12 protein-coding genes are annotated in these 21,550 nt (G+C 69.0%); 6 read left to right on the top strand and 6 right to left on the bottom strand.

Annotated features, from left to right (window positions below; all coding sequences use genetic code 11):
• The first annotated feature begins 13 nt into the window (after positions 1 to 13).
• Together ASE95_RS16605 and ASE95_RS16610 are read left to right on the top strand one after the other, a co-directional pair.
• The gene (locus tag ASE95_RS16605) at positions 14 to 2,740 is read left to right on the top strand and encodes an endonuclease/exonuclease/phosphatase (RefSeq protein WP_056638932.1); all 2,727 of its coding nucleotides are present in this window, start codon (positions 14 to 16) and stop codon (positions 2,738 to 2,740) included.
• An 88-nt stretch (positions 2,741 to 2,828) separates the two neighbouring features.
• Entirely contained in the window at positions 2,829 to 4,568 is a 1,740-nt protein-coding gene (locus ASE95_RS16610) for a DUF6055 domain-containing protein (RefSeq protein ID WP_056638935.1), read from the top strand.
• 15 nt (positions 4,569 to 4,583) lie between these two features.
• Here the strand turns inward: ASE95_RS16610 and ASE95_RS16615 are convergent, their stop codons facing one another.
• Together ASE95_RS16615 and ASE95_RS16620 are read right to left on the bottom strand one after the other, a co-directional pair.
• A complete protein-coding gene (locus ASE95_RS16615; RefSeq protein WP_082450230.1) occupies positions 4,584 to 5,600 on the bottom strand; it encodes a phytase in 1,017 nt (338 codons plus the stop codon).
• Positions 5,597 to 8,413 (bottom strand): TonB-dependent receptor, encoded by a 2,817-nt coding sequence (locus tag ASE95_RS16620; RefSeq protein ID WP_200918874.1) that lies wholly within the window; start codon positions 8,411 to 8,413, stop codon positions 5,597 to 5,599. The genes ASE95_RS16615 and ASE95_RS16620 overlap by 4 nt, the downstream gene beginning before the upstream one ends.
• A 370-nt stretch (positions 8,414 to 8,783) precedes the next feature.
• Between ASE95_RS16620 and ASE95_RS16625 the strand changes: the two genes are divergently transcribed.
• From ASE95_RS16625 to ASE95_RS16635, 3 genes are all read left to right on the top strand, one after another.
• Positions 8,784 to 11,888: a TonB-dependent receptor domain-containing protein gene (locus tag ASE95_RS16625; RefSeq protein ID WP_443025473.1), complete on the top strand. Its 3,105-nt coding sequence runs from the start codon at positions 8,784 to 8,786 to the stop codon at positions 11,886 to 11,888.
• A 71-nt stretch (positions 11,889 to 11,959) separates the two neighbouring features.
• Positions 11,960 to 12,559, top strand: coding sequence for a hypothetical protein (locus ASE95_RS16630; protein WP_056638937.1), 600 nt, complete (start codon positions 11,960 to 11,962; stop codon positions 12,557 to 12,559).
• 11 nt (positions 12,560 to 12,570) lie between these two features.
• On the top strand, positions 12,571 to 13,125 hold the full coding sequence (locus ASE95_RS16635; protein ID WP_056638940.1) for an RES family NAD+ phosphorylase: 555 nt from the start codon (positions 12,571 to 12,573) through the stop codon (positions 13,123 to 13,125).
• A gap of 2 nt (positions 13,126 to 13,127) precedes the next feature.
• On the opposite strand, the gene ASE95_RS16640 is transcribed toward ASE95_RS16635, so the two are convergent.
• Positions 13,128 to 14,348 carry a histidine-type phosphatase gene (locus tag ASE95_RS16640; RefSeq protein ID WP_056638943.1) on the bottom strand — a complete coding sequence of 407 codons (1,221 nt, stop codon included), beginning with the start codon at positions 14,346 to 14,348 and terminating at the stop codon, positions 13,128 to 13,130.
• A 447-nt stretch (positions 14,349 to 14,795) separates the two neighbouring features.
• Positions 14,796 to 17,600 (bottom strand): TonB-dependent receptor, encoded by a 2,805-nt coding sequence (locus ASE95_RS16645; RefSeq protein WP_056638946.1) that lies wholly within the window; start codon positions 17,598 to 17,600, stop codon positions 14,796 to 14,798.
• A gap of 496 nt (positions 17,601 to 18,096) precedes the next feature.
• On the opposite strand from ASE95_RS16645, the gene ASE95_RS16650 reads away from it, so the two are divergent.
• Positions 18,097 to 19,383, top strand: coding sequence for an O-antigen ligase family protein (locus ASE95_RS16650; RefSeq protein WP_162234724.1), 1,287 nt, complete (start codon positions 18,097 to 18,099; stop codon positions 19,381 to 19,383).
• A gap of 4 nt (positions 19,384 to 19,387) precedes the next feature.
• Here the strand turns inward: ASE95_RS16650 and ASE95_RS16655 are convergent, their stop codons facing one another.
• The gene (locus tag ASE95_RS16655; protein ID WP_156348105.1) at positions 19,388 to 20,923 is read right to left on the bottom strand and encodes an amidase; all 1,536 of its coding nucleotides are present in this window, start codon (positions 20,921 to 20,923) and stop codon (positions 19,388 to 19,390) included.
• 111 nt (positions 20,924 to 21,034) lie between these two features.
• Complete coding sequence (locus ASE95_RS16660; RefSeq protein ID WP_022688117.1) at positions 21,035 to 21,451, bottom strand: cupin domain-containing protein; 417 nt, start codon at positions 21,449 to 21,451, stop codon at positions 21,035 to 21,037.
• Positions 21,452 to 21,550: the final 99 nt, after the last annotated feature.

The raw sequence follows: 21,550 nt of genomic DNA on the forward strand, positions 1-21,550 counted from the left end.
CGGGGGATGCGACGTGAGCACGCAATATTGGAACCTTGGTGCGGGCGACCTGGTCCAGGACTGGAGCGACGCATCGCTCATCTCGCAGGACGATGACTGGAGCCGCGTTCCCGGCATCATGGGCTTCCGCGGCGACGACCTGACGACGCGCACCGGCACCGATCCGCGTGACCTCGCCGGCAGCAGCGACGTGGTCGACGTGATCGCGAACCAGACCAGCACCGCGATCACCAACGGCGGCATCGCCGAATTCCAGATCGCCAACCCGGTCGTGGCGTTGCAGGGCTCGGGCACCGCCGACGCGCCGTATCTCGCTTTCTACCTCGACGCCCGCGCGCGCAGCGACGTGCGCTTCACCGCCACGGTGCGCGATATCGACGGCGGCGCCGACAATGCGGTCCAGCAGGTCGCGGTCCAGTATCGCCTGTCCGACACCGCGGCGTGGATCGACCTGCCGTCCGCCTATATCGCCGATGCGACCACCGCCGGCACCGCGACGCAGGAAAGCCGCATCGACGTCACGCTGCCCGACGCGGCGAACGGCGTGGCGACGTTGCAGGTACGCGTCATCACCACCAATGCGGTGGGCAGCGACGAATGGGTGGGGATCGACGATATCCGCGTCACCAGCAGCGGCGCGGGCGCGCCGCAGCCGGGCGTGCTGTCGATCGCCGACGCCACCACCACCGAGGGCGACGCCGGCACGCACGACATCGCCTTCACCGTGTCGCGGGTCGGCGGCAGCAGCGGCGCGGTCGAGGCCGGATGGAGCGTGACGCTGCCGGGCGGCGTGGACGGTGCGGATGCGGGCGACTTCGCCGCCGGCACCGCCTTTGCGGGCACGGTGGCGTTCGCCGACGGGCAGACCAGCGCGACGATCCGCCTGGCCGTGGCCGGCGACATGCTGGCCGAGCGCAACGAGACGTTCGCCGTCACGCTGTCGAACGCCAGCGGCGGCGCGACCGTCGACCGTGCGGTCGCGACCGGCACGATCCGCAACGACGATATCGCGCAGCTGTCGATCGGCGAAATCCAGGGCAGCGCCGCGCGCTCGGCGTACGAGGGGCAGACGGTGCACACCGGCGGCATCGTGACCGCGATCGACAGCAACGGCTTCTACATCCAGGATGACGGCGACGGCGACGCCGCCACCTCGGACGGCATCTTCGTCTTCACGTCCGCGGCGCCGCAGAACGTGTTCTTGGGCGACACGCTGTCGATCGAGGGCCGGGTAAGCGAATTCCGCGCCGGCACCGGCGGGCTGACCGTGACGCAGCTCAACCCGACGTCGATCACCGTCGAGACCACCGGTGACGACCTGCCGGAGGCGACGCTGGTCGGGCCGGGCGGTCTGACCCCGCCGACGCAGGCGATCACCGACGGCATCGCGTTCTGGGAAGCGCTGGAGGGAATGCGCGTCACGCTCGATACCCCGCACGTCGTGTCGAACACCACCGCCGACCAGTGGCGCGAAACCGACGTGGTCGTCGCGGGCGGGGAGGGCGCGTCCGGCGTCAACGCGCGCGGCGGGATCACGATCTCGCCGGGCGACTACAATCCCGAGAAGATCCAGATCCAGCGCGACGCGGCGGTCTTCGACGGTTTCGAACCCGCCTACAGCATCGGCGACCGGCTCTCGGGCGTGACGGGCGTCGTCAATTACGCCAACGCCACCTACGAGGTGATCGTGACCGAGGCGGTGTCGGTGACGAAGGACGTCACGCTGGCGAAGGAAGTGACCGCGCTGAAGGGCGACGCGACGCACCTGTCGATCGCGACCTACAATGTCGAGAACCTCGACAGCAGCGACGGCAAGTTCGACGTGCTGGCCGGCAACATCGTCTACAATCTGCAGGCGCCCGACATCGTCGCGTTGCAGGAGATCCAGGACGCCGATGGCGCCGGCAACGGCAGCGACCTGTCGGGACAGGCGACCGCACAGGGGCTGATCGATGCGATCGCCGCCATCGACGGCGGGCGCTACGGCTATGTCGAGGTCGCGCCGACGAGCGCGGGCACCACCGGCGGCGAGCCGGGCGGCAACATCCGCAACGGTTACCTCTACAATCTCGACCGCGTCGATTACGTCGCGGGCAGCGCGACGCTGATCGCCGGCGACGCCTATGCCAACAGCCGCAAGCCGCTCGCGGCCACGTTCGATTTCAACGGCGAGCAGGTGACGACGATCAACGTCCACTTCACCTCGCGCGGCGGCAGCGATCCGTTGTGGGGCGTCACCCCGCCGCCGTTCGATGCCGGCGACACGTCGCGCACCGCGCAGGCCGCGGGGGTGAAGGCATGGGTCAACGACCGGCTGGCCGCCGACCCGTTGCTCAACGTCGCGATCATGGGCGACTGGAACGGCTTCTATTTCGAGCAGGCGCAGACCCAGCTGACCGATCCGGCGCAGGGCGGCAAGTTCACCAACCTGAATTCGCTGCTGCCCGAGGAGGAGCGCTACAGCTACATGTTCCAGGGCAATGCGCAGGCGCTGGACAACATGCTGGTCACCGGGGGCCTGCTGGACGGCGCATCGTTCGACGCGGTGCACCTGAACGCAGAATTCGGCGGCGATCGCCCGACCGACCACGATCCGCAACTGGCGCTGCTGAAGCTCGGCTTCGGCGCGGAGGCGGCGCATGCGGCGAGCTTCGACCCGTGGGACGGTGCCGGTGACGTGCATGCGATGGGCAGCGGATCATATCGTTACGAGGCGATCGGCATGATGCATATCGTCTGACCGGCACGGGGGGCGCTTCGACCCGTCGGCCTGGGGGAAGCCGGTTTTGTAAACATGCTGTAAACTATCATGGGATAGGACGGCGGGCATGATCGGAATCCATGCTTGTCGTCGCCGCGCCGCTTTAGGGACGCTGGCGCTGTTGCTCTCGGGTTGTGGCGGGGGCGGCAGTGACGGCGATGTCGCGGCGGTACCCGTCCCCACCGCGACGCCGGGACCTGCCCCGACGCCTGCGCCGACCCCGACGCCGCCCGCCGCGGCACCGTGCGTCACCGCGTCGACCTGGCAGCCTTGGGGTACGCCCGGTGCGCTGCGCCGCTGGACCCCGCTCGACACCGATGCCGATGCGGGGCGCGCCGACGATCCGGGCCGCGCCGCGGGTGCGCCCTTCGATGCGCGGCTGGTCGTCGCGTTCGGGCGCGATGCCGATTTCTCGCGGCGAACGGTGGTGCTGGAAATGGCCGACGGTTGCCGGCGCTCGTTCCAGGCGGGATCGTTCGCTGCCGGCGATATCGCGGAGATCGACGCGCGAACCGCCGAACACCCGCTGGCCGCCGACACGCGCAGCCATGCCATCGATTATCAATTCGGTCGGGCAAGCGCGGCGGACGTCACGGCCGGGCGGCTCGGCGTCTACCACACGCAGCATTTCAGCATCTGGTATGGCACCGATCGCACCGGGTTCAGCTACACCCATCAGGCCGGGCGGGGCGCGTCGTGGGACGACATGCTGCGCGATACCGGTGCGTGGGCGGAACAGGTCTGGCTGTTGAACCGCCACTTGCTCGACGCGCCGCTGCCCTATCTCGCGGATGCCGCGCCGAAACGGGTGAACCTGTACATCTGTGGCACCGGGCTGCCATGGGTCTCGGGCGGGGACCGCGGCGATTGCGGGGCCAGCGCGTCGGATGCGATGTGGATGAGCAGCACATATCTCCAGCCCGGCTCGACGACGCTGATCCACGAATTCTCGCACGTCATCTCCACCTATACCGGCGGGTTCCGCGATCGGCCGTCGGTCGGCCCGGCGTGGGAAAGCTATGCCGAATGGAACAGCGTATCGCTGTCGCTGAACGGTGGCGATCAGGTGTCGGGCTATCTCGCGCAGCTGGAGAAGGGGCCGACCTTGTCCGACCTGCGCTATGCCAACTGGCCGTGGCTGGTCGCGCTGCACGAGGCGGATGCCACCCGCCCGCTGTGGTGGCGGATCTGGACCGACAATCTGCGCGAACCCGGCGGGCGCAGCCGCGAGGACCAGATGGAGGCGATCGTCCGTTTGGGACAGGCGAGCGGCGCGTTTCCGAACGGCTGGCGCAGCTTCGCGGACTTCATGGGCGGGTTCGGCGCGCGGTTGGCGGCTGGGGACTTCCAGATGGGCAAGGCGCTGCTCGATTATGCGCGCAGGGTGCCGGCGACCGAGCGTTATGCCGCGCTGTCGCCGGGGAGTGCGGCCGGCGACTATCGCTCGCCCGCCGATCGGCCGTTGCTGCAATATGGCACGCATTTGATCCGCCTTGCCCCGGCAAGCGGCGCGACGAGCGTCGCGGTGCGCCTGACCGGCGATCCGCAGGCGGCGCAGTCGGCGTGGCGGTTCCGCATCGTCGCGATCGACGCCGCGGGTCGTGCGACGTACAGCACGATGGGCGTCGTCGACGAAGCGGGGACGGCCAGTGCCGAACTGCCCGTGGTCGCCGGCCGCCGCTACGTCCTTGCGGTCACCGCCACGCCCTATGTCTACCAGCCGCTGGGGTGGAACGGCGATACGGCATTCCCGACCCCGACGCGCTTCCCTTACCGGGTGACGATCGCGGGGGCCGTGCTGGGATGACGTGCGACCGGCGGCTTAGCGCAGCCGCAGTGCCTTGAGCACCTTGGCCCAGCTCGCATATTTGAAGTTCTGCGTGTCGGGTGCGTTGTCGCCGTCCTGTGCCACGAACAGCCCCTTGGGATATTCCGGTCCGAAATCGCCCAGCGCCAGTTCGATGCCGTCGGTTTCGCTGGTCGCGTCGACCGTGCCACCGGCGATCCGGAAACGCCCGGCATAGGTGACGCCGGGCAGGCGATAGAGCGAATAGGCGTTGTCGCCCTGGCTCGACGCGACCAGCCACCCGCCGTCGCGCCCGTGTGGTGCCAGCGCCAGCCCTTCGGCATCCGCGACCAGCGTTCGCCCGTCGACGCGCGCGACCGGCGTGCCCGTCACCGGTGCGCGCGGGTCGGCGGCGAAACGCCACAGCCCGACGTCTTCCTCGGCGACGTACAGCATACCGGTACGGTCGTCGGCGACACAGCCTTCGGCCTGGCTGGCGAGCTTCATCGAACGTACCGTGGTAAGGCGCGGGGCGGGTGCCGCAAGATCGATCGCGACCTGGTCGATCCGCCCGTCCTTCATCACCACGAACCCGAACAATGCACCGTCGCGCGCGCGTCGCCACAGGCACATGCCGTAAGCCTCTCCGGCACCGGCGCGATGTCGCCCCAAGGGTGCCAGCCGGGCATTGTCCGTGTCGAGCGCGAACAACGCGACATGCGCGACGCCGGTGTCGGCACGGTCGCTGGCGGCGACGATCACGCGACCCCGCACGTCGCGCAGATCGACGTTGTTCAGCCGCGCGGCGGGCGTGAAAGACAGCCTTTTGCCTTTCAGGTCGTAGACGTGGACCCCGGCCTGCTTGTCGGTGCCGATCACGAGGCTCCGCGCCGGATCGCGCGGGTTGCGCCAGATCGCGGGATCGTCCGCGGCATCGTCGGCGGTCGCGACCGGATCGGTTTCCGCGCTGGCCGCGACGTTCGGCACGACGTCGGGCGTCGGCGTCGCCGTCGCGCAGCCGGCCAGCAACGCCAGCGGGACCAGCACCTTCACAGCTTCACCCGCACGCCGCCGAAGATCGTATAACCGAACTTCTCATATTCGTAGACGCGCTGCCGTTCGCCGTAATAGCGGACGCCGGCCGAGTTGGTCAGGTTCTTGCCCTCGACGAACAGGTTGATCGCCGGCGCCAGCTGCACGCTGCCGGTCGCGTCGAGTTGCCCGCGGCCTTCCCAATACAGGTCGAGCGCCGGCACGTCGGCATTGATCTCGTCGAGGTAATCGCTGCGCTTGGTATAGGCGAGGCGCAGGTTCACCGGCCCGCGTTCGTAGAACACGCTCGCGTTCCACATATGCCTGGACTGGCCGGGCAGGCGGAACCGCGTGCGCCCGCCGAACGGCGCATCGAAGCGCGCGTCGCCCGCGGTGTAGGTGTAGTTGGCGAACACCCCGAACCCGCCCAGCACGCCGGGCAGGAACGCCAGCTGTTGCTGCCAATTCACTTCCACGCCGTATAGCTTGCCCTCGCGCGCGTTGGCCGGACGGCTCAGGATCGCGCCCGCCACGCCATTGTAGGTGCCGAACCCGCTGACGTTGTAGCGATAGTCGCTCAGGTCCTTGTAGAAGCCGTTTACCGCGATCACTCCCAGCGGGCGGATGTAATATTCGACGCCGGCATCGACGTTGTTCGACAGCGTCGGGCGCAGATCGGGGTTGCCGAACTCGACCCGGATCGTGTTGCCCTCGGTCGCTTCCAGCACGCGCGGGGCGATCTGCGGGAAGTTGGGCCGGTTGATCGCGCGGGTCAGGGCGACGCGCGCGATCAGATTGGGCGTGAAGGCCTGGCGCAGCGTCAGATTGGGGAAGAAGTCGGTGTAATTGCTCTGCCCGCGTGCGGTGCCGATCGTGCCGTCCCGGGCGACGCTGGGCGCGGTGCTGCCGAAATCGGTCGCCTCGACGCGCAGCCCGGCGATCAGCGTCGTGTCGCCGAACGCGAACTTGCCCATCCCGAACAGGCCCAGGATCTGCTCGGTCGCGCGATAGTCGGCGCTGACCGATTGCGGCAGCCGGCGTTGCGCCGCCGCCCGGGTCGCGTCGAAATAGGCGTCGGCCAGCCCGGTGTCGAACCGGTCGCCCAGCGCATAATCGAAGTTGCGCGATTCCTCGTCGGACAGCAGCCCCGCCAGCGATTGCGACGGCGCGGCGGACGCGCGCTGATCGCGCAACCGTTCCTCGTCGGCGCGGATGTTGCGCGCGCGGTACTTGCCGCCGGCCGACAGCGTCGCGCTGCCGCTGCCCAGCGGCTGGGGAATGTCCATGCGGACCTGTGCGGTGAACTCGTCGTTCTTCGTCGTATTGGCCCGATACGCATTCTCGCGGAACGCGTAGCGATCGGCCTGCAGATGCTCGTTGCTGGTGAACAGCGAATAGCGCGGCAGGTCCGCGTCGCCGCCGACATCGTACGACAGGGTCGGGCGCAACGACGACCGGAACAGCAATTCGTCGCGGCGCGGATAGGTCTGCGACGTTTCGCTATACGCAACGTCGGCGCGCACCTGCCCGTCGCCCAGCCGTTGCTCGATACCGGTGGTCGCGGTCCAGATCTCGTTCACCTGCACGCGGTGGCGCACCTGCTTCTCGATGCGCGTGTTGCCCCATGTCGCGGCGGTGTCGGTCGACCCGGCGACCGGCGCGGCATTGCCCGCATTCCAGGTGATGCCGATCCGGTCGCGGAACTCGTCGTCCTCGAACCGGGCGTAGGTGCCGCGCACCCACATCCGCGTCGTGTCCGCCGGGCGCCATTCGAACGCGCCGGTGCCGGCGATCCGCTCACGCTTGGTGTCGTAATCCTTGAACAGCGTCTCGGTCACGCGCAGTCCCGCCGCGGTCGGCGTCCACGCATTCTCGACATTGTCGGGACGGCGGTGGGTGAACGAATAGCTGCCCGACAGCAGCAGCCCGAACTGGCGGTCCGCGCCGAACCGGTCGCTGACCGCACCCGACGCGCGATAGTCGCTGCCCTTGCCGAACTGGTTGTAGCTGGCGCCCGCCATGCCGGTCAGCGAGAAGCCCTTGCGATCGAAGGCAGATCGCGTGGTGATGTTCACCGCGCCGCCGATCGAATCCGCATCCTGATACGGCAGCAGCGACTTCGTCACCTCCAGATTGGCGACGATGTCCGATGGCAGGGTGTCGAGGTCGACCGCACGCGTCGTCGGGTCGACCGACGGGATCTGGATGCCGTCGACCGAGATCGCCGACCATTCGGACGGTGCGCCGCGCACGTTGATGTAGCGGCCTTCGCCCTGGTCGCGCTCGATGCCGACGCCGGGCGCGCGTTGCAGCGCTTCGGCGATGTTGGGATCGGGAAAGCGCCCGATCGCATCGGCGGAGATGACGGTGATCGTGTTGTCGGCGGTGCGCTGCTGGTTCAGCGCGCGCGCGGTATTGTCGAGCAGCGACGCGCCGCGCACCACGATGTCGCCGTTGCTCTCGCCGGCGGAGGGCAGCGTGATCTCGACGTCGCGCCCGCGTTGCGCCGCGGTCACCGCCTCGGTCTGTGGCGGGCGGCCGAGATAGTCGATCAGCAGCGTGACCGATCCGTCCGCATCGGGGGTGGCGATCGTGAAGCCGCCCTGCAAATCGGTGGTCGCCTGCGCGGCCGTACCCTCTACCGCGATCCGCGCGCCGGGCAGCGCCGCGCCGGTCGCGTCGTAGACGTGCCCCGACACGCTCGGCCCCGCTACCGCGGCGACGGCGCCGGCGGGTGCATCGTCGGGCGCGGCGGCTGCGGGCAGGGCGGCTGCCGCCAGGGCGACAAGCGAGACACCCGCGATCATGCGGGTGCCGGAACGGATGATCGGCATGATGCTCCCCCGAGCGTTATCGGCCGGCATCGATGCCGGTCCGTGACGAGGCGGGGCATGGCCGGGTTCGATGACGGTATCGCGCGATTTGCGTTACCTGGCCGTGACAACGACGGGTGTGTGGCGTTTCGGCGACAGCCGGATGACGCCGGGCAGCGGCGCGTGCGCTCCTTCAATCCAGGTCAGTATCACTGTCGTTAAAACGTGCCGAAAGCGCGATGGGCCGACGTGCGGGTATTATTTACAATCATAAGAAAAGATCGTCTTCTCGCAACAATCTAGCCACGCTTCGGCGTCGGCCCGACGACACAATACGTCCGCCGGTTGTCCGATGCCGCGCGGGTGGATCAGGGAGATCATCGTGACCCATATCGCTTCGACGCGCGCAGCCTTGCGCCACGGGGTCGGCTGTTCCGCGCTCGCGCTTGCCGTCCTGTTCGCCACCCCCGCGTTCGCGCAGGACCAGACCCCGGCGCAGTCGACGACGCAGCCGCCCGCCCCCGTCGAGCAAAGCCCGGTCGAGCCGGTCGCTGACGGCGCCGACGATACCGGGGGCAACACCGGCGGCGACATCGTCGTCACCGGCTCGATCCTGCGCACCACCGATCGCGCGACGCCGTCGCCGGTGACGACCGTCAGCGCCGAGGCGCTCGACCAACGCGGCGTGCAGACCGCGCAGGAGGGCATCCAGCAGCTGACCTTCAACAACGGCCCGGCGCTGACCAACTCGTTCAGCGCCAACGGCGCGTTCGCGGGCGGTGCGTCGGCGGTGTCGCTGCGCGGCCTGTCGACCAATTCGACGCTGGTGCTGTTCGACGGGCTGCGCGCCGCTTATTACCCGCTGTCCGACGACGGCACGCGCAACTTCGTCGACCTGAACACGATCCCCGACGAACTGGTCGACCGGATCGAGGTGCTGCGCGACGGCGCATCGTCCAGCTATGGCGCGGATGCGATCGCGGGCGTCGTCAACATCATCACCAAGCGCCAGTACAAGGGGATCGGCGGGCGCGTCGAGGCGGGCATCACCGAGCGCGGCGACGGCGCGAACCAGCGGCTCAGCCTGATCGCGGGCACCGGCGATCTCGATGATAACGGCTATAACGCCTATGTCAGCGGCTTCTACCTGAACCAGAACCCGCTCTATAACCGCGACCGCGGCTATCCCTACAACACCAGCGACCAGCGCCGGATCTGCAACGACGGCAATTGCGGGCCGAACAACGTCGTCAACGGGCTGGACGGCAATGGCGGCTACACCTTCTCCGAAGGCGTGTTCAACACCGGCGGCACGCTGTACGTCCGCCCGTTCGACGGCACCAACACCGACGCGCAGGGCCGCTACCAGCAGCTGAACCCCGCGCTCGGCTGCACGCGCGGTCCCGGCTACACGCTGTCCGCCGCGGACCTTGCGCGCACCGACGAGGACGGCAACCTCGTCAACGCCGCCGCGCCGAACAGCGTGTGCCAGGACGACCTGGTCAACAACGACGGCGTGATCGCGCCGAAGATCGAGCGCTTCGGCGGCTCGGCGCGTTTCACCGCGCGCGTCGGCGATAATGCCGAGGCCTATGCGATGTTCAATTTCCAGCAGAGCCGCGTCGGCTACACCGGCGGGCTGGGGATCATCCGCGCCAATGCCAATGCCGGGATCGACTTCCCGCGCTTCAGCACCGGCGGCACCGGCCCGTCGTTCGCGCCGGGCTCGTTCCAGCTCACGCTGCCGGTCTATACCTGCGCGGGCGGCGTCGGCTCGGCCAACGGGCTCGGCACCGGCTGCACCGCGGCGAACGGCACGCTCAACCCCAACAATCCGTTCGCGGCGCAGGGTCAGGTCGCGCGGATCGTCGGGCGTCTGCCCAGCATCCGCCAGTATGACGAGACGCGCAGCCGCGTGTACCGCGCCGCGGTCGGCATCAAGGGCAGTGTCGCGGATACCTGGGACTATGCGGTCGACGCCACCGCGATGCACACCGACCTGCGCCGGCTCCAGCAGGGCTATGTCCGCATCGACAACCTGCTGACCGCGATCGCGCAGGGCAGCTACAATTTCGTCGATCCGTTCGCGAACACCGATCGCCAGAACGGCTTCCTGTCGCCGGACAACGTCAACAACGCCGAGTCCGACCTGATGCAGGTGCAGGCGACGGTCGGGCGCTCGCTGGCGCAATTGCCGGGTGGTCCGCTCCAGCTCGGGCTGGGGCTCGCCTATCGCTACGAATCGATCAACGCGCCCAGCGCCAACCCCGATTTCAACGGGCCGACCGATCGTTACTTCGTGCTCAACGGCTTCGGCGTGAACGGCAATCGCTCGGTCTATTCGGCGTTCGGCGAGCTGAACGCGCCGGTCTTTGACCAGCTCGTGCTCAACGCCTCGGGCCGCTACGACAAATATTCGAGCGGGCAGCAGGCGTTCTCGCCGAAGTTCGGCGCGAAGTTCACGCCGTTCCGGCAGTTCGCGGTGCGCGGCACCTATTCGCGCGGCTTCCGCATCCCCAGCTTCGGCGAGGCCAATTCGTTGCCGACCAGCGGGTTCGTCAACGCCGCGCCGGCCACCTATTCGGACGGCTTCCTCGCGCAATACGGCTGTACGCAGGAGACGTTCACGTCGTGCCCGGCCTATATCCGCAACTCGTCCTACGGGCAGACGACGCGTGCCACCCCGAACCTCGATCCCGAGAAGTCGCGCAGCTTCACCGCCGGCGTCATCTTCGAGCCGACGCGCGCCTTCACCTTCACGGTCGACTATTTCAACATCAAGAAGACCAACGCGATCGCCGCGGCGGACAACCAGGCCGCGATCGACGCCTATAATGCCGGCGATGCGATCCCGGCGGGCTTCGCGGTGATCCCGGATGCGATCGACCCCAGCTTCGCCGGCGCGCGCCCGCGCATCGCGTTCGTCGAGGCCAGCTACGTCAACGCCAACACGATCCGTTCGCAGGGCATCGATTTCAGCGCGACCGGCACCTTCGACGTCGCCGAGAACGTCAGCTTCACCTCCTCGGCGCAGGCCAGCCTGATCCTGGAGCTGTCGACCGAATTCGCTGACGGATCGAAGCAGGAATATCAGGGCACGATCGGCAATTATAACCTGACCGCCGGGTCGGGCACGCCGCGCTGGCGTGGTACGTGGCAGAACACCCTGAACCTGCGCGACCTCTCGCTGACCGCGACCGCGCAATATTTCGACGGCTACAATCTTTCGGCGGAAGACCAGGGCGGCGTGCGCGGCGATTGCAAGATGAACCCCGGCTACGTGCCGTGCGACGTCGACAGCTACATCACGCTCGACCTGACCGGCAGCGTGAAGGTCACCGATCGCGCCAGCTTCTACGTCAACGTCCTGAACCTGTTCGACAGCATGCCGCCGATCGACCCGGTGACGTACGGCGCCAACCTGTACAACCCGGTGCAGGGCGGCAGCGGCATCTACGGCCGCATGTTCCGCGCCGGCTTCAAGCTGGGGCTGTAAGACCCTGGGCGCCCTCCGCATCTTGTCCTTCCTGTCCGTGTAATCTATATCGCGGACAGGAAGGACAGTTCATGACCGCGCTCGCCCGGCATATCGCCACCCCCGACACGCTGCGCCGCCGTGCGATGCAGGCGTTGACCGAGGCGGTGGCGCGCGCGCTGGACAGCGCCAGCGAGGAGACGCTGGCCGCGATCGTCGGGGCGCAGGACGCGCGCGAGGCGCTGGCGATCGCGCCGCGCGATCTCGCGCCGGTGCCGCCCGAGCGGCTGGCGGCCGAGCGGGCGGCGCGGGCGCGGACCGCGGGGTTCCGGGCCGAACTGGCCGAGCGCGCGGGCGGCATGTACGGGCGCGCGGAAGTCGCCGAACTGCTGGGGGTGACCGCGGCGGCGATCGACAAGCAGCGGCAACGGCGGCAGATTCTGGGTGTGCCGTACGGCAATGAGATCCGCTATCCCGCGGCGCAGTTCCGCGACGGGGCGGCGGTGCCGGGGCTGAAGCCGATCCTTGACGCGCTGGACGACATGAACCCGTGGGGGCAGCTGCAATTGCTCGCCGCGCCGCTCGACGGGTTCGGGGACGCGCCGGCCTCGGTGTTCGAGCTGCTGGGGCGGGGTGTGGACGCCGACACGCGCGCGCGGCTGGCGGCGCTGGCGGCGGGCTGGGCGGCCTGACGCGCGCACCGATGTTGCGGCTGCGACGCTTGCGCGAGGGGACGGTGTTTCACCGCATCCACCGCGCATCGCTGTCGCCGTCGTTCTTCGGGCCGACCGGCGCGGTGCCGCTGCAGCGCTACGACGATCCGGCGGGCGGGTATAAGTTGTTGTATCTGGCGCTCGATCTGGAAACCGCCTTCGGCGAGACGCTGGTGCGGGTGCCGACCGTCACCGACGTGCTGGCCAGCGACGTCGCGGTGCGCGTGCGCAGCGAGCTGGTCGCGACGCGCGCGCTGCGCGTCTATCCGCTGGTCGATGCCGGCGTGTCGGCGCACGGGCTGTCGTTCACCGAATTGCACGGCAGCGATTACCGGCGGACACAGGCGATCGGCGCGGAGATCCATGCGGCGACCGGCGCGGACGGCATCCTCTATACCTCGCGGTTCAACGACCGGCGGTGCGTCGCGCTGTTCGACCGGGCGCGCGACGCGGTCGCGGTGGGTGCGACCGAAGGCGCGGCGCTGCTGCCCGAGGAAGCGCTGGCGCTAGCGGCGCGGTTCGGGAAAAACTACGTCGATCCCTGACGTTAGTGTCGCGGTACCGACGACTGCGACACTGGCGCGAGGTGCGACGACAGCAGCGCCGCGAAGCGATCGAGCGGGCAGAGCCGGGTGCAGCCGGGGACCGTCATCGGCGTGGTCGTCACGCGGCTCCCCAGCTGTCCCAGTTCGGCCGGGGTCTGCGTGCGATAGGACAGCCGCACCGTGCGCGCGTCCGTCCGCCCGTTACGCAGCAATTCCAGTACCAGCGTCCCTGCCGGGGCGGTGTCGTTGCGCGCATAGCCCGGCGAGACGAGGTCGACGCGCAGCGCGGCCGCCAGCGCGGTGACGTTGGTATCATGTCCGACAAGCAGGTCGAACGCGGGGCCGTTCGCATCGGTCAGCGCGGCGATCACGCGGCGGCCCAGCGGCCCGGCCTGATGCGCGGCCATATAGGGCGAGCGGGTGAAGACGTCGAACAGCGCGGCGTGCAGCACGCCCAGCCGTTCGAGCGTCGCCGGCGTCACGCGGCCCCAGCCGACCACCGGCATTCCTTCCGCCTTTTCAAGCAACAGCACCTGCGCGATTCCGGAACTGCGACGGATCGGGCCGGTCAGCTCCACGCCGTGGCCGTCGTCGCTGACCCGCAATCCGGCGGGTGCGCCGGGGCTGCACATCGGCTGCGCGCACCCCAGCACGCGGTCGAGCAGGCGCAATTCGGCGCGGTGTTCGCGTACCAGCCGATCCATCCCCCCCGTGAAGGTTTCGATCGCCGAGATAGCCGCGGCTGGCGAGAAACCGGTGGTGCGCGCGCGCAGCGCCTCGAACAGGGGATCGACTTCGCCCGGCGCGCGGCGGCCGACCGCGATGTCGCAGCCGGGCGCGAAGCCGGCGACGAAGCCGGTGCCGCTGTCGATCGTCCGCTGGCTGACGTTGGTCCAGACGCGGACGCGGTCGGGGCAGCCGGTCGCCGGCACGACGCTGCGCGCGGCCAGCCATGCGCGGTCGGCGCGCCCGCGCACCGCCATCGCGCGCATGCCGTGCGGGGTCATCTGTTCGGCGGCGACCGGCCATGCCGGCCACGGCGCGGCAGTCAGCGTGCCGGCGGGCACCTCGCCGTCGATCGGCGCGCGCACGCCGTGGCGCATGACCATCACCACGCGTTCGACCCTGAGAGCGGGTGTGGGTGCGCGGCGCGGCGCGGCGAACGCGGGGGTGGCGATCGTAGCGGCCGTTGCGATGGCCAGCAGCGTGCGTCGAAGCGTCATGGCATTATCCTTGGTGGGGGCGCGTCGGTGCGGGCGCGGCGAAGCGATCGAGGGCGTTCCGGTCCGGCACTGGATCGCTTCGCTGCGCCCGCAATGACGGTTGCTCCGCGGTTCGCGCCGGGGCTGTACTCCGGAAGGACAAGCCGGCGGCTTCGATCCTGCCGCTTGCTTGCCGCAGCGGAGAAGCGGGACCGCGGGGTCAGGCCCGGGTGAGGGGACCGGGTGTATCGCATCGGGTCGATCCGGATGTTCGTCGTTGCTTCGCTGCGCTCGCGATGACGGATCGACCCGCTGTCATGCCAGTCCGGGGACGCGGCCGTCCGGATCGCAGAAGCGTCACCCCGGGTCGTACCCGGGGTGACGATCTCGGGCGCGATCACGATCACGATCACGGGCGCGGGCGCAGGCACGGGGCCGCCGACCGGTGATCGCGTTCGCAGCAGCCCCTTACCGCGTCATCGTCAGGCTGAGCTGGAAGACGCGGCCGGTTTTCAGATAGCCGCCGCTGCGATCGGGCGCGATGTAGCGTTCCGACGGGCCGACCGTCGTCCAGTTGCTCGCCTGATCGAGCAGGTTGCGCGCCGATACGCCGATTTCCAGATGATCGGTCGCGGCGAAGGCGAGGCCGAAGTTCAGTTCCTTCAGCGGCTGGACGTAGATGTCGGGCTGGCTGTCCTGCACGCTGGCCAGCACGCTGCCGGTGTAATTGTACCACAGGTTCGCGCGCATCGGTCCGGCGGCGTAGAACAATTCGGCATTGTAGATCAGGTTCGGCGCCTGCGGCAGCCGCGAGGTGCGCAGGTCGTCGGCCGCGATCTGGTACGTCGCCTCGGTCTTCTGCCACGTCACGTTGCCGCCGATGCCGACCCCGCTGAGCAGCGAGGAGGACACCATGTCGCCCAGCGTGAAGCGTCCCGACGCCTCGATCCCGGTCGCCTTGCCGCCGCGCCCGTTGGCGGGGCGGACCAGCACGATCGTCTGGTTGCCGACCTGTTGCGGCGTCTGCGCGATCGAGCGCGTGCCGGTGGGCACCAGGATGTTCGACAGATCCTTGTGGTACAAGGCCACCTGCGCATAGCGCCCGGTGCCGCCGTAATATTCGACGCCGAGATCGTAGCTCCATGCCTCCACGGGTTTCAGATCCGGGTTCGGTTCGGTGATCGTCACCTGTGCGCCGTCGTTCTCGCCGCTGCGCCGCGTCGGGCCGGCCAGCTGGTCGAACGCAGGGCGCGCGTAGCTGGAGCGGATCGCGCCGCGCACCACGAAGCGCGCGTCGGGCCGCCACGCCGCCAGCAGGCTGGGATCGAGGTGATCGTATTGCCGCCCGGCATTCACGAAGCGGGCGTCGCCGGCCTGCCCCTGCCAGAAGCGCGCGCGGTAGCGATTGTCCTCGTACCGGATGCCGGGCACCAGTTCGAACGCCCCCGCCGTCAGCGTCGCGGTGGCGTAGATCGCCTTGCGCTGTTCGTCGCCGGTCAGCAGCCCTTCGTTGATCCGCGCCTGCGGCACCGCGCCTTGCTGCACCAGCAACCGCGCCTGGCTGTCGAGTTGCGCGCGCGACAGCACCTTGAGCGGGCGCATCGGATAATAATCGAGGAAGTCCTTCAGCACGTAGCCGAGATATTCGTTGATCGTCGGCCCGGTGACGGTGCCGGCCTGAAGCGGCGTGCGGAACCGGTAGCGGGTGTTGTCGGGCGCGAGCGAGCGGCCGGTGCGATCGGCATCCTCGTACAGCCCGCCGATCTCGATCCGGCGCAGCAAGCCATCGCCGTCATGACCGATGCTGGCGCGCAGCGTCTTCTTCTTTTCCGTCAGGTAATCGTAGCCCTGCTGGACGTAGAGCTGCGTCGGGCGATCGAGCGAGGCGACATAGGCGCTGGCCCCCTGCGAGAGCACCGGGCGCGGCGACACCGGATTGGACAGGTCGACGCTCCACGCCTCGGTCGCGGTGCCGCTTTGCGCGGCGTTGCCATAGGAGACGCCGCGGAACGCCGCCTCGATCCGGCTGGGCTGGTCGAAACGGCCATCGGCATATGCGCCCTCCAGCGCGGCGGTGAAGCCGTTCCAGTGCGCCTTCGCGCCGAGCTGGCCCGAGAACAATTCCTGCTCGACATCCTCGGTGCGGAAATAGCTGGCCGGGTTGACGCCGACGGGCGTGTAGACGCCCGCCGCATTATAGCCGCGGTTGCCGGCGCGGTCCGGATTGGGGCTGGTCTGGCCGGCGGTCAGCTCGTTGCGCAGCCCGGTCTGGTTCATGGTGTTGGTGTTGAGATACGTGGCGTAGTTGACGCGCGCGTACAGATCGACGGGATCGGTGCGCAGGTCGAGCGACCCGCTGGCACCGTAACGCTTGATGCGATTGTTGTAGAAATTCCACTGCACGCCGTCCGCCGACAGCGCGTCGCCATTGGCGCGCGGCGTACCGACGCCGAATTGCGTCGTCTTGTAATCGTTCTGCACCGCGGTCGATTCCGCGGCGTTGGCGCGTTCCTCGTAATAACCGGCGATATAGAAGCCGAACTGCTGTTCCGCGCCGAAACGGCGCGCCGCGTCGATGCCGATCGCACCGCCCCATGCCTCCTGCTCGCGGTCCAGCGCCAGCCCGGCACCCTGCGCCAGCACGCGCCCGCGGGTGAAGTTGGTGCTGAAGTCGAACGCGGTCGGGGTGCGCAGGTCGATGATGCCCGCGATCGCATCCGCGTCGCGCGCCGCGCCCGGCGTCTTGTCGACCACCAGCCCGCCGATCGCGAACGGCGAGAACAGGTTGAGCGAGATCGCGCGGCCGCTGCCCGCGGTCTGCGGCAGGCGCACGCCGTCGAGCGTATAGGCGTTGAACCCGGTATCGAAGCCGCGGATCGTCGCGAATTGCGCCTCGCCGGTCGCGCTCTGGTTGCGGCCCTGATCGCGGGCCACCGACACGCCGGGCAGGCGGCGGGCGAGATCGGTGACGTTGGTCTGCGAATTGATCGCCACGTCGCCGGTGGTGATGATGTCGACCACGCCGGGGGCGTTGCGTTCCTCGGCCAGCGCGCTGCGATCGCGTCGGCCGTTGACGACGATGTCGCCGGTCAGCGCCTCGCTGGTGGTGAGGCCGCTGGTATCGACGGGGGGTGCGTCGACCGCGCGGTCCTGCGCGGTGGCCGGCAGGGCGGCGAGCGTCAGGGCGAGCGCCGAGCCGGCGCACAGGTGACGGATGCGCGACGCGTCGCGGCGACACCGCCGGATGCCCGGCAGCGGATGAAGCGAGAACATATTTCCCCCGGATTTCCATTATGCGCGGTCGAATGCCGCGCCGCCCCCCTAGGGTGGTCAGACGACGTTTTTATGACACCAATCTATAACATTGATTTGTATGGGTCGCTGCGATGCGGCGTGTCGCCCCGCCGCCCCGCCGCCCCGCCGCCCCGGGCATCGGCCGTGCACGGCATTGCTGCGGTCGCCGCTCATGGCCTGCGCCGCATCGACCAGATCACATTCGCCAGCGCCGTCAGGATCGCGGCGACCGCCAGCAGCATGGGCGTGTCGATCATCATGATTCGCCCTCCTTTCCTGCCGCCATACCAGCAGGTTAGGTGCGTGTAGGACAGAACAAAAACGGAACTCGGGTGTGGTGGGGAGGCGAGAGGTTTTCGCTGCACGGGCAGGCGATGGTCTTTGCGGGTGGCTGCGATTAACCATTCCCCAAGCAGCACGCCTTACGATGCGCGGCGACGCGGCCCGAGGGGGGTGGCGCAAAGACGGCGGGTGCATGAACCACGCGGCAACGATCAGGGCGTCCGTAAAACGCTGGGGCCTTTACGACTGGTTGGGGGTGGGGCTGGGCATCGCCATGCCGGTTATCGCTGCGTTGCTATACCCGACCTACATGCACCGTGTCGCCCCGGGCTGGGCGGAATGGACGCGCCTGCTGGAGCTGCCGTTCGTCGCCTGCGAACTGATCGTCATCCAGGTCGCGGTTCGTGCAGGATATCGCGACGCAGCGATCTGGCGGCTGCTGCCCCGTGACGTGATCGCCGCCTTTGCGCTGCTCTGCGTCGGCTTGACGATCGGCAGCGCATTCATCTCCCGAAATCCCTTCGACTCGGTCCTGCTTTCGCTCACCACGCTCATCCACTTGCGGTTCTGCGCGACGATCTACTTCTTCGCGCGAACCCGACCGAAGGGCGAGATCCGCACGCTGTTCCCGTGGCTGACGCTCGGGCTGGTCGCGCTGGCGATGCTGACGATCTGGCGGTTCCAGCTGCCCCCGCCCGCGGCGAGCGTGCCGGGCGGGGTGATCGAATGGGGTTCGGCGTTACCCGGCTTCATCAACGTGCGCCATTTCGGCTCGTGGACCGGTGCGATCGCGGCCGGGCTGATGCTGGCGCTGCTGTACGGCGAAGAGGGAGAAGGGCAGGGGCGCATGCTGACCAGCCTGTCGTACCTGCTGGCGGCGGGGCTGACCTGCTGGTCCGGAACGCGCGCCGCGATCCTGGCGATGGCGGTCGTGGCGCTGGTGGCGCTGGTCAGCCTTAGACGCTGGCCGGAGCGGGCGCGGCTGGTGCATGTCGCCGGGCTGAGTGCGCTGGCTCTGGGATTGGCGCTGCTGCTGCTTCCCGACGATCCCGTCTTCTATCTATATGCGAGCGGCGACGCGCAGGATGCCAACGCCGCGACCGGCGGACGGCTGGCATTGTGGCACGCCACCTTCGCGCGCTGGCAGGATGCGCCGCTGTTCGGCTGGGGCTCGGGGTCGACCTTCTGGGAAGTCTTTGTCGGCTGGACGCACACCCAGCCGCATAACGTGGTGCTGCAATTTCTGATTTCGTGGGGTGTGGTCGGCGCGGCGGGCGGACTGTGGCTACTCGGACGGGCGATCGTCGCGACGCATCGCACCGGGATGGGCGATGCCGCGCTGCGCCCGCTGACGGGGATGCTGTATTCGTTGCTGTTCATGAGCCTGCTGGAAGGCATGCTCCACTACCCACGCTTCATCATGATGATCGCGGTCGGCTTCGCGGTGTTGTTCGCCGCGCGGGAGCAGCGGTCGGTGTAGGGCGTTAACGTTCCGTGCGCCCCTCCGTCCGCGGCAGGTAACGCGGCGCGACGCGGGCGTGGGCGCGCTGTTCGTAGGCGTAGCCGGCGCCTAGCACCGTCGCGTCGGCGCCCTTCGTCGCGATGAACGACAGGCCGACCGGCAACCCGCGCACCAGCCCCATCGGCACGGTCAGGTGCGGATAGCCGGCGACCGCGGGGAGCGTGGCGGCGGAGGGGCCGTCATATTGGTCGCCGTACACCGGATCGCTCAGCCACGCCGCGCCGTAGGTGGGCGCCACCAGCAACCGCGCGCCGGCCTTCGCCAGCATCGCGTCGATGCCCTGCCGGCCGGCCAGCCGCAGCGACGTCGCGCGCGCCGCCTTGTACGCCGGGTCGTCGAGCCCCCTGGTCTTCACCGCCGCCTCGAAGAATTCCTGCGCGAAGTACGGCATCTCCTCGGCCGCGTGCGCGCGGTTGAACGCGATCACCTCCGCCAGCGTGCGCGTGGTCACCGCGGGCGGGGTGGTGGCGAGATAGGCGTCGAGGTCCGCCTTCAGTTCGGTTTCCAGCACCAGCTGCTCGGCCGCGCCGAGCCCGTCGAGGTCGGGCATCACCACCGCGACCGGTACCGCGCCCGCCGCGCGCAGCACGTCGATCGCCGCGTCGAAGCGTGCGGCGAGATCGGGGCGCAGGTCCTTCGGGCGGATCACCCCGACGCGCACGCCGGACAGCGCGCCGGCGGACAGCCCGGCCGCGAAAGCGTGCGTGCCGCCGGTCGTCGCATCGAGCAGCAGCGCGGCGTCGCGCACGCTGCGCGCCATCGGGCCGGGCGTGTCCTGGCTGTGGCTGATCGGCACGATCCGCGCGCCGTCGATCAGCCCGAGCGTCGGCTTCAGCCCGACCAGCCCGTTCACCGACGACGGGCACACCACCGATCCGTCGGTCTCGGTGCCGACCGCCGCGGCTGCGAAGCTGGCCGCGACCGCTGCGCCCGATCCCGACGACGAACCGCAGGCGGTGCGATCGAGCGCATAGGGGTTGCGCACCAGTCCGCCGGTCGCGCTCCACCCGCTCATCGAGTGCGTCGAGCGGATGTTGGCCCATTCGGAGAGGTTGGTCTTGCCGAGGATCACCGCGCCGGCGCGCCGTAGTGCGGCGACCAGCGGGGCGTCGCGCGCGGTGACGTTGCCGGCGAGCGCGAGGCTGCCGGCGGTGGTCGCGGTGCGATCGGCGGTCTCGATATTGTCCTTGATGAGCAATGGCACGCCATGGAGCGGACCACGGACGCGGCCGGCCTTGCGCTCGGTATCCAGCGCCTTGGCCTGCGCCAGCGCATCGGGGTTGAGCGCGATCACGCTGGCGAGCGCCGGGCCCTTGCGGTCCATCGCCGCGATCCGCGCGAGATAGGCGCGGGTGAGCGCGACGCTGCTCGCCCTGTGCGCGGTCATCTGCGCCTGGAGTGCGTCGATCGACGCTTCCTCGACGGTGACGCGGCCGGCGGATGCGGCGGAGGGGATCGCCACGGCGAGCAGCACGGCGGACAGGATCGGATGGCGCATCATTTCCCCTCTGGCATTCAGCGAGTTACGATGCCGCGTCCGATCCGCGCTGCGCAAGCGGCATCGTGCGCCGCCGTGTCGCGCCGTGCCGTGTCGTGTCGTGCCCGTGCGTCAGCCGCCGATGACGTCCTTCACCTTGTCGGCGGCCTTGGCGAGCAGGCCCTTCTCGGCTTCCTCGGCCTCGGCCTTGGTCTTGAACGCGGCGCCTTCGGGCTCGGCGGGCGGGGCGTAGACCGAGAACAGCTTCAGGTCGCCGGTGCCCTTGTTGACGATATTGTGCTCGGCGCCCTTCGGGACGACGACCAGATGGTTGGGGCCGGCGGTGGTGTTGTGGCCGTCGATCGTCACCTTCGCCTCGCCCGCGACGATGAAGGTGGTCTGGTCGGCGCGGTGCGTCTCCAGCCCGATCTCCTCACCGGCGGGGATGCTCATCAGCACGATCTGCACCTTGGCGTCGCGGTACACTTCCTTCTGCCACAGCGCGTTCTTGCCCGCGAGTTCGACCATGTCCTTGTTGAAGATCGCCATGTCCGATCGTCCTTTTTCCGAATGATGTCGGGGGACGAACGGCGATGGGCGCGAAGGGATGCATCGCAAAAGCCGCGGGGAGCGAACGCCGCCCCCCGC

This window comes from Sphingomonas sp. Leaf231, assembly GCF_001421995.1.
Classification (GTDB): domain Bacteria; phylum Pseudomonadota; class Alphaproteobacteria; order Sphingomonadales; family Sphingomonadaceae; genus Sphingomonas.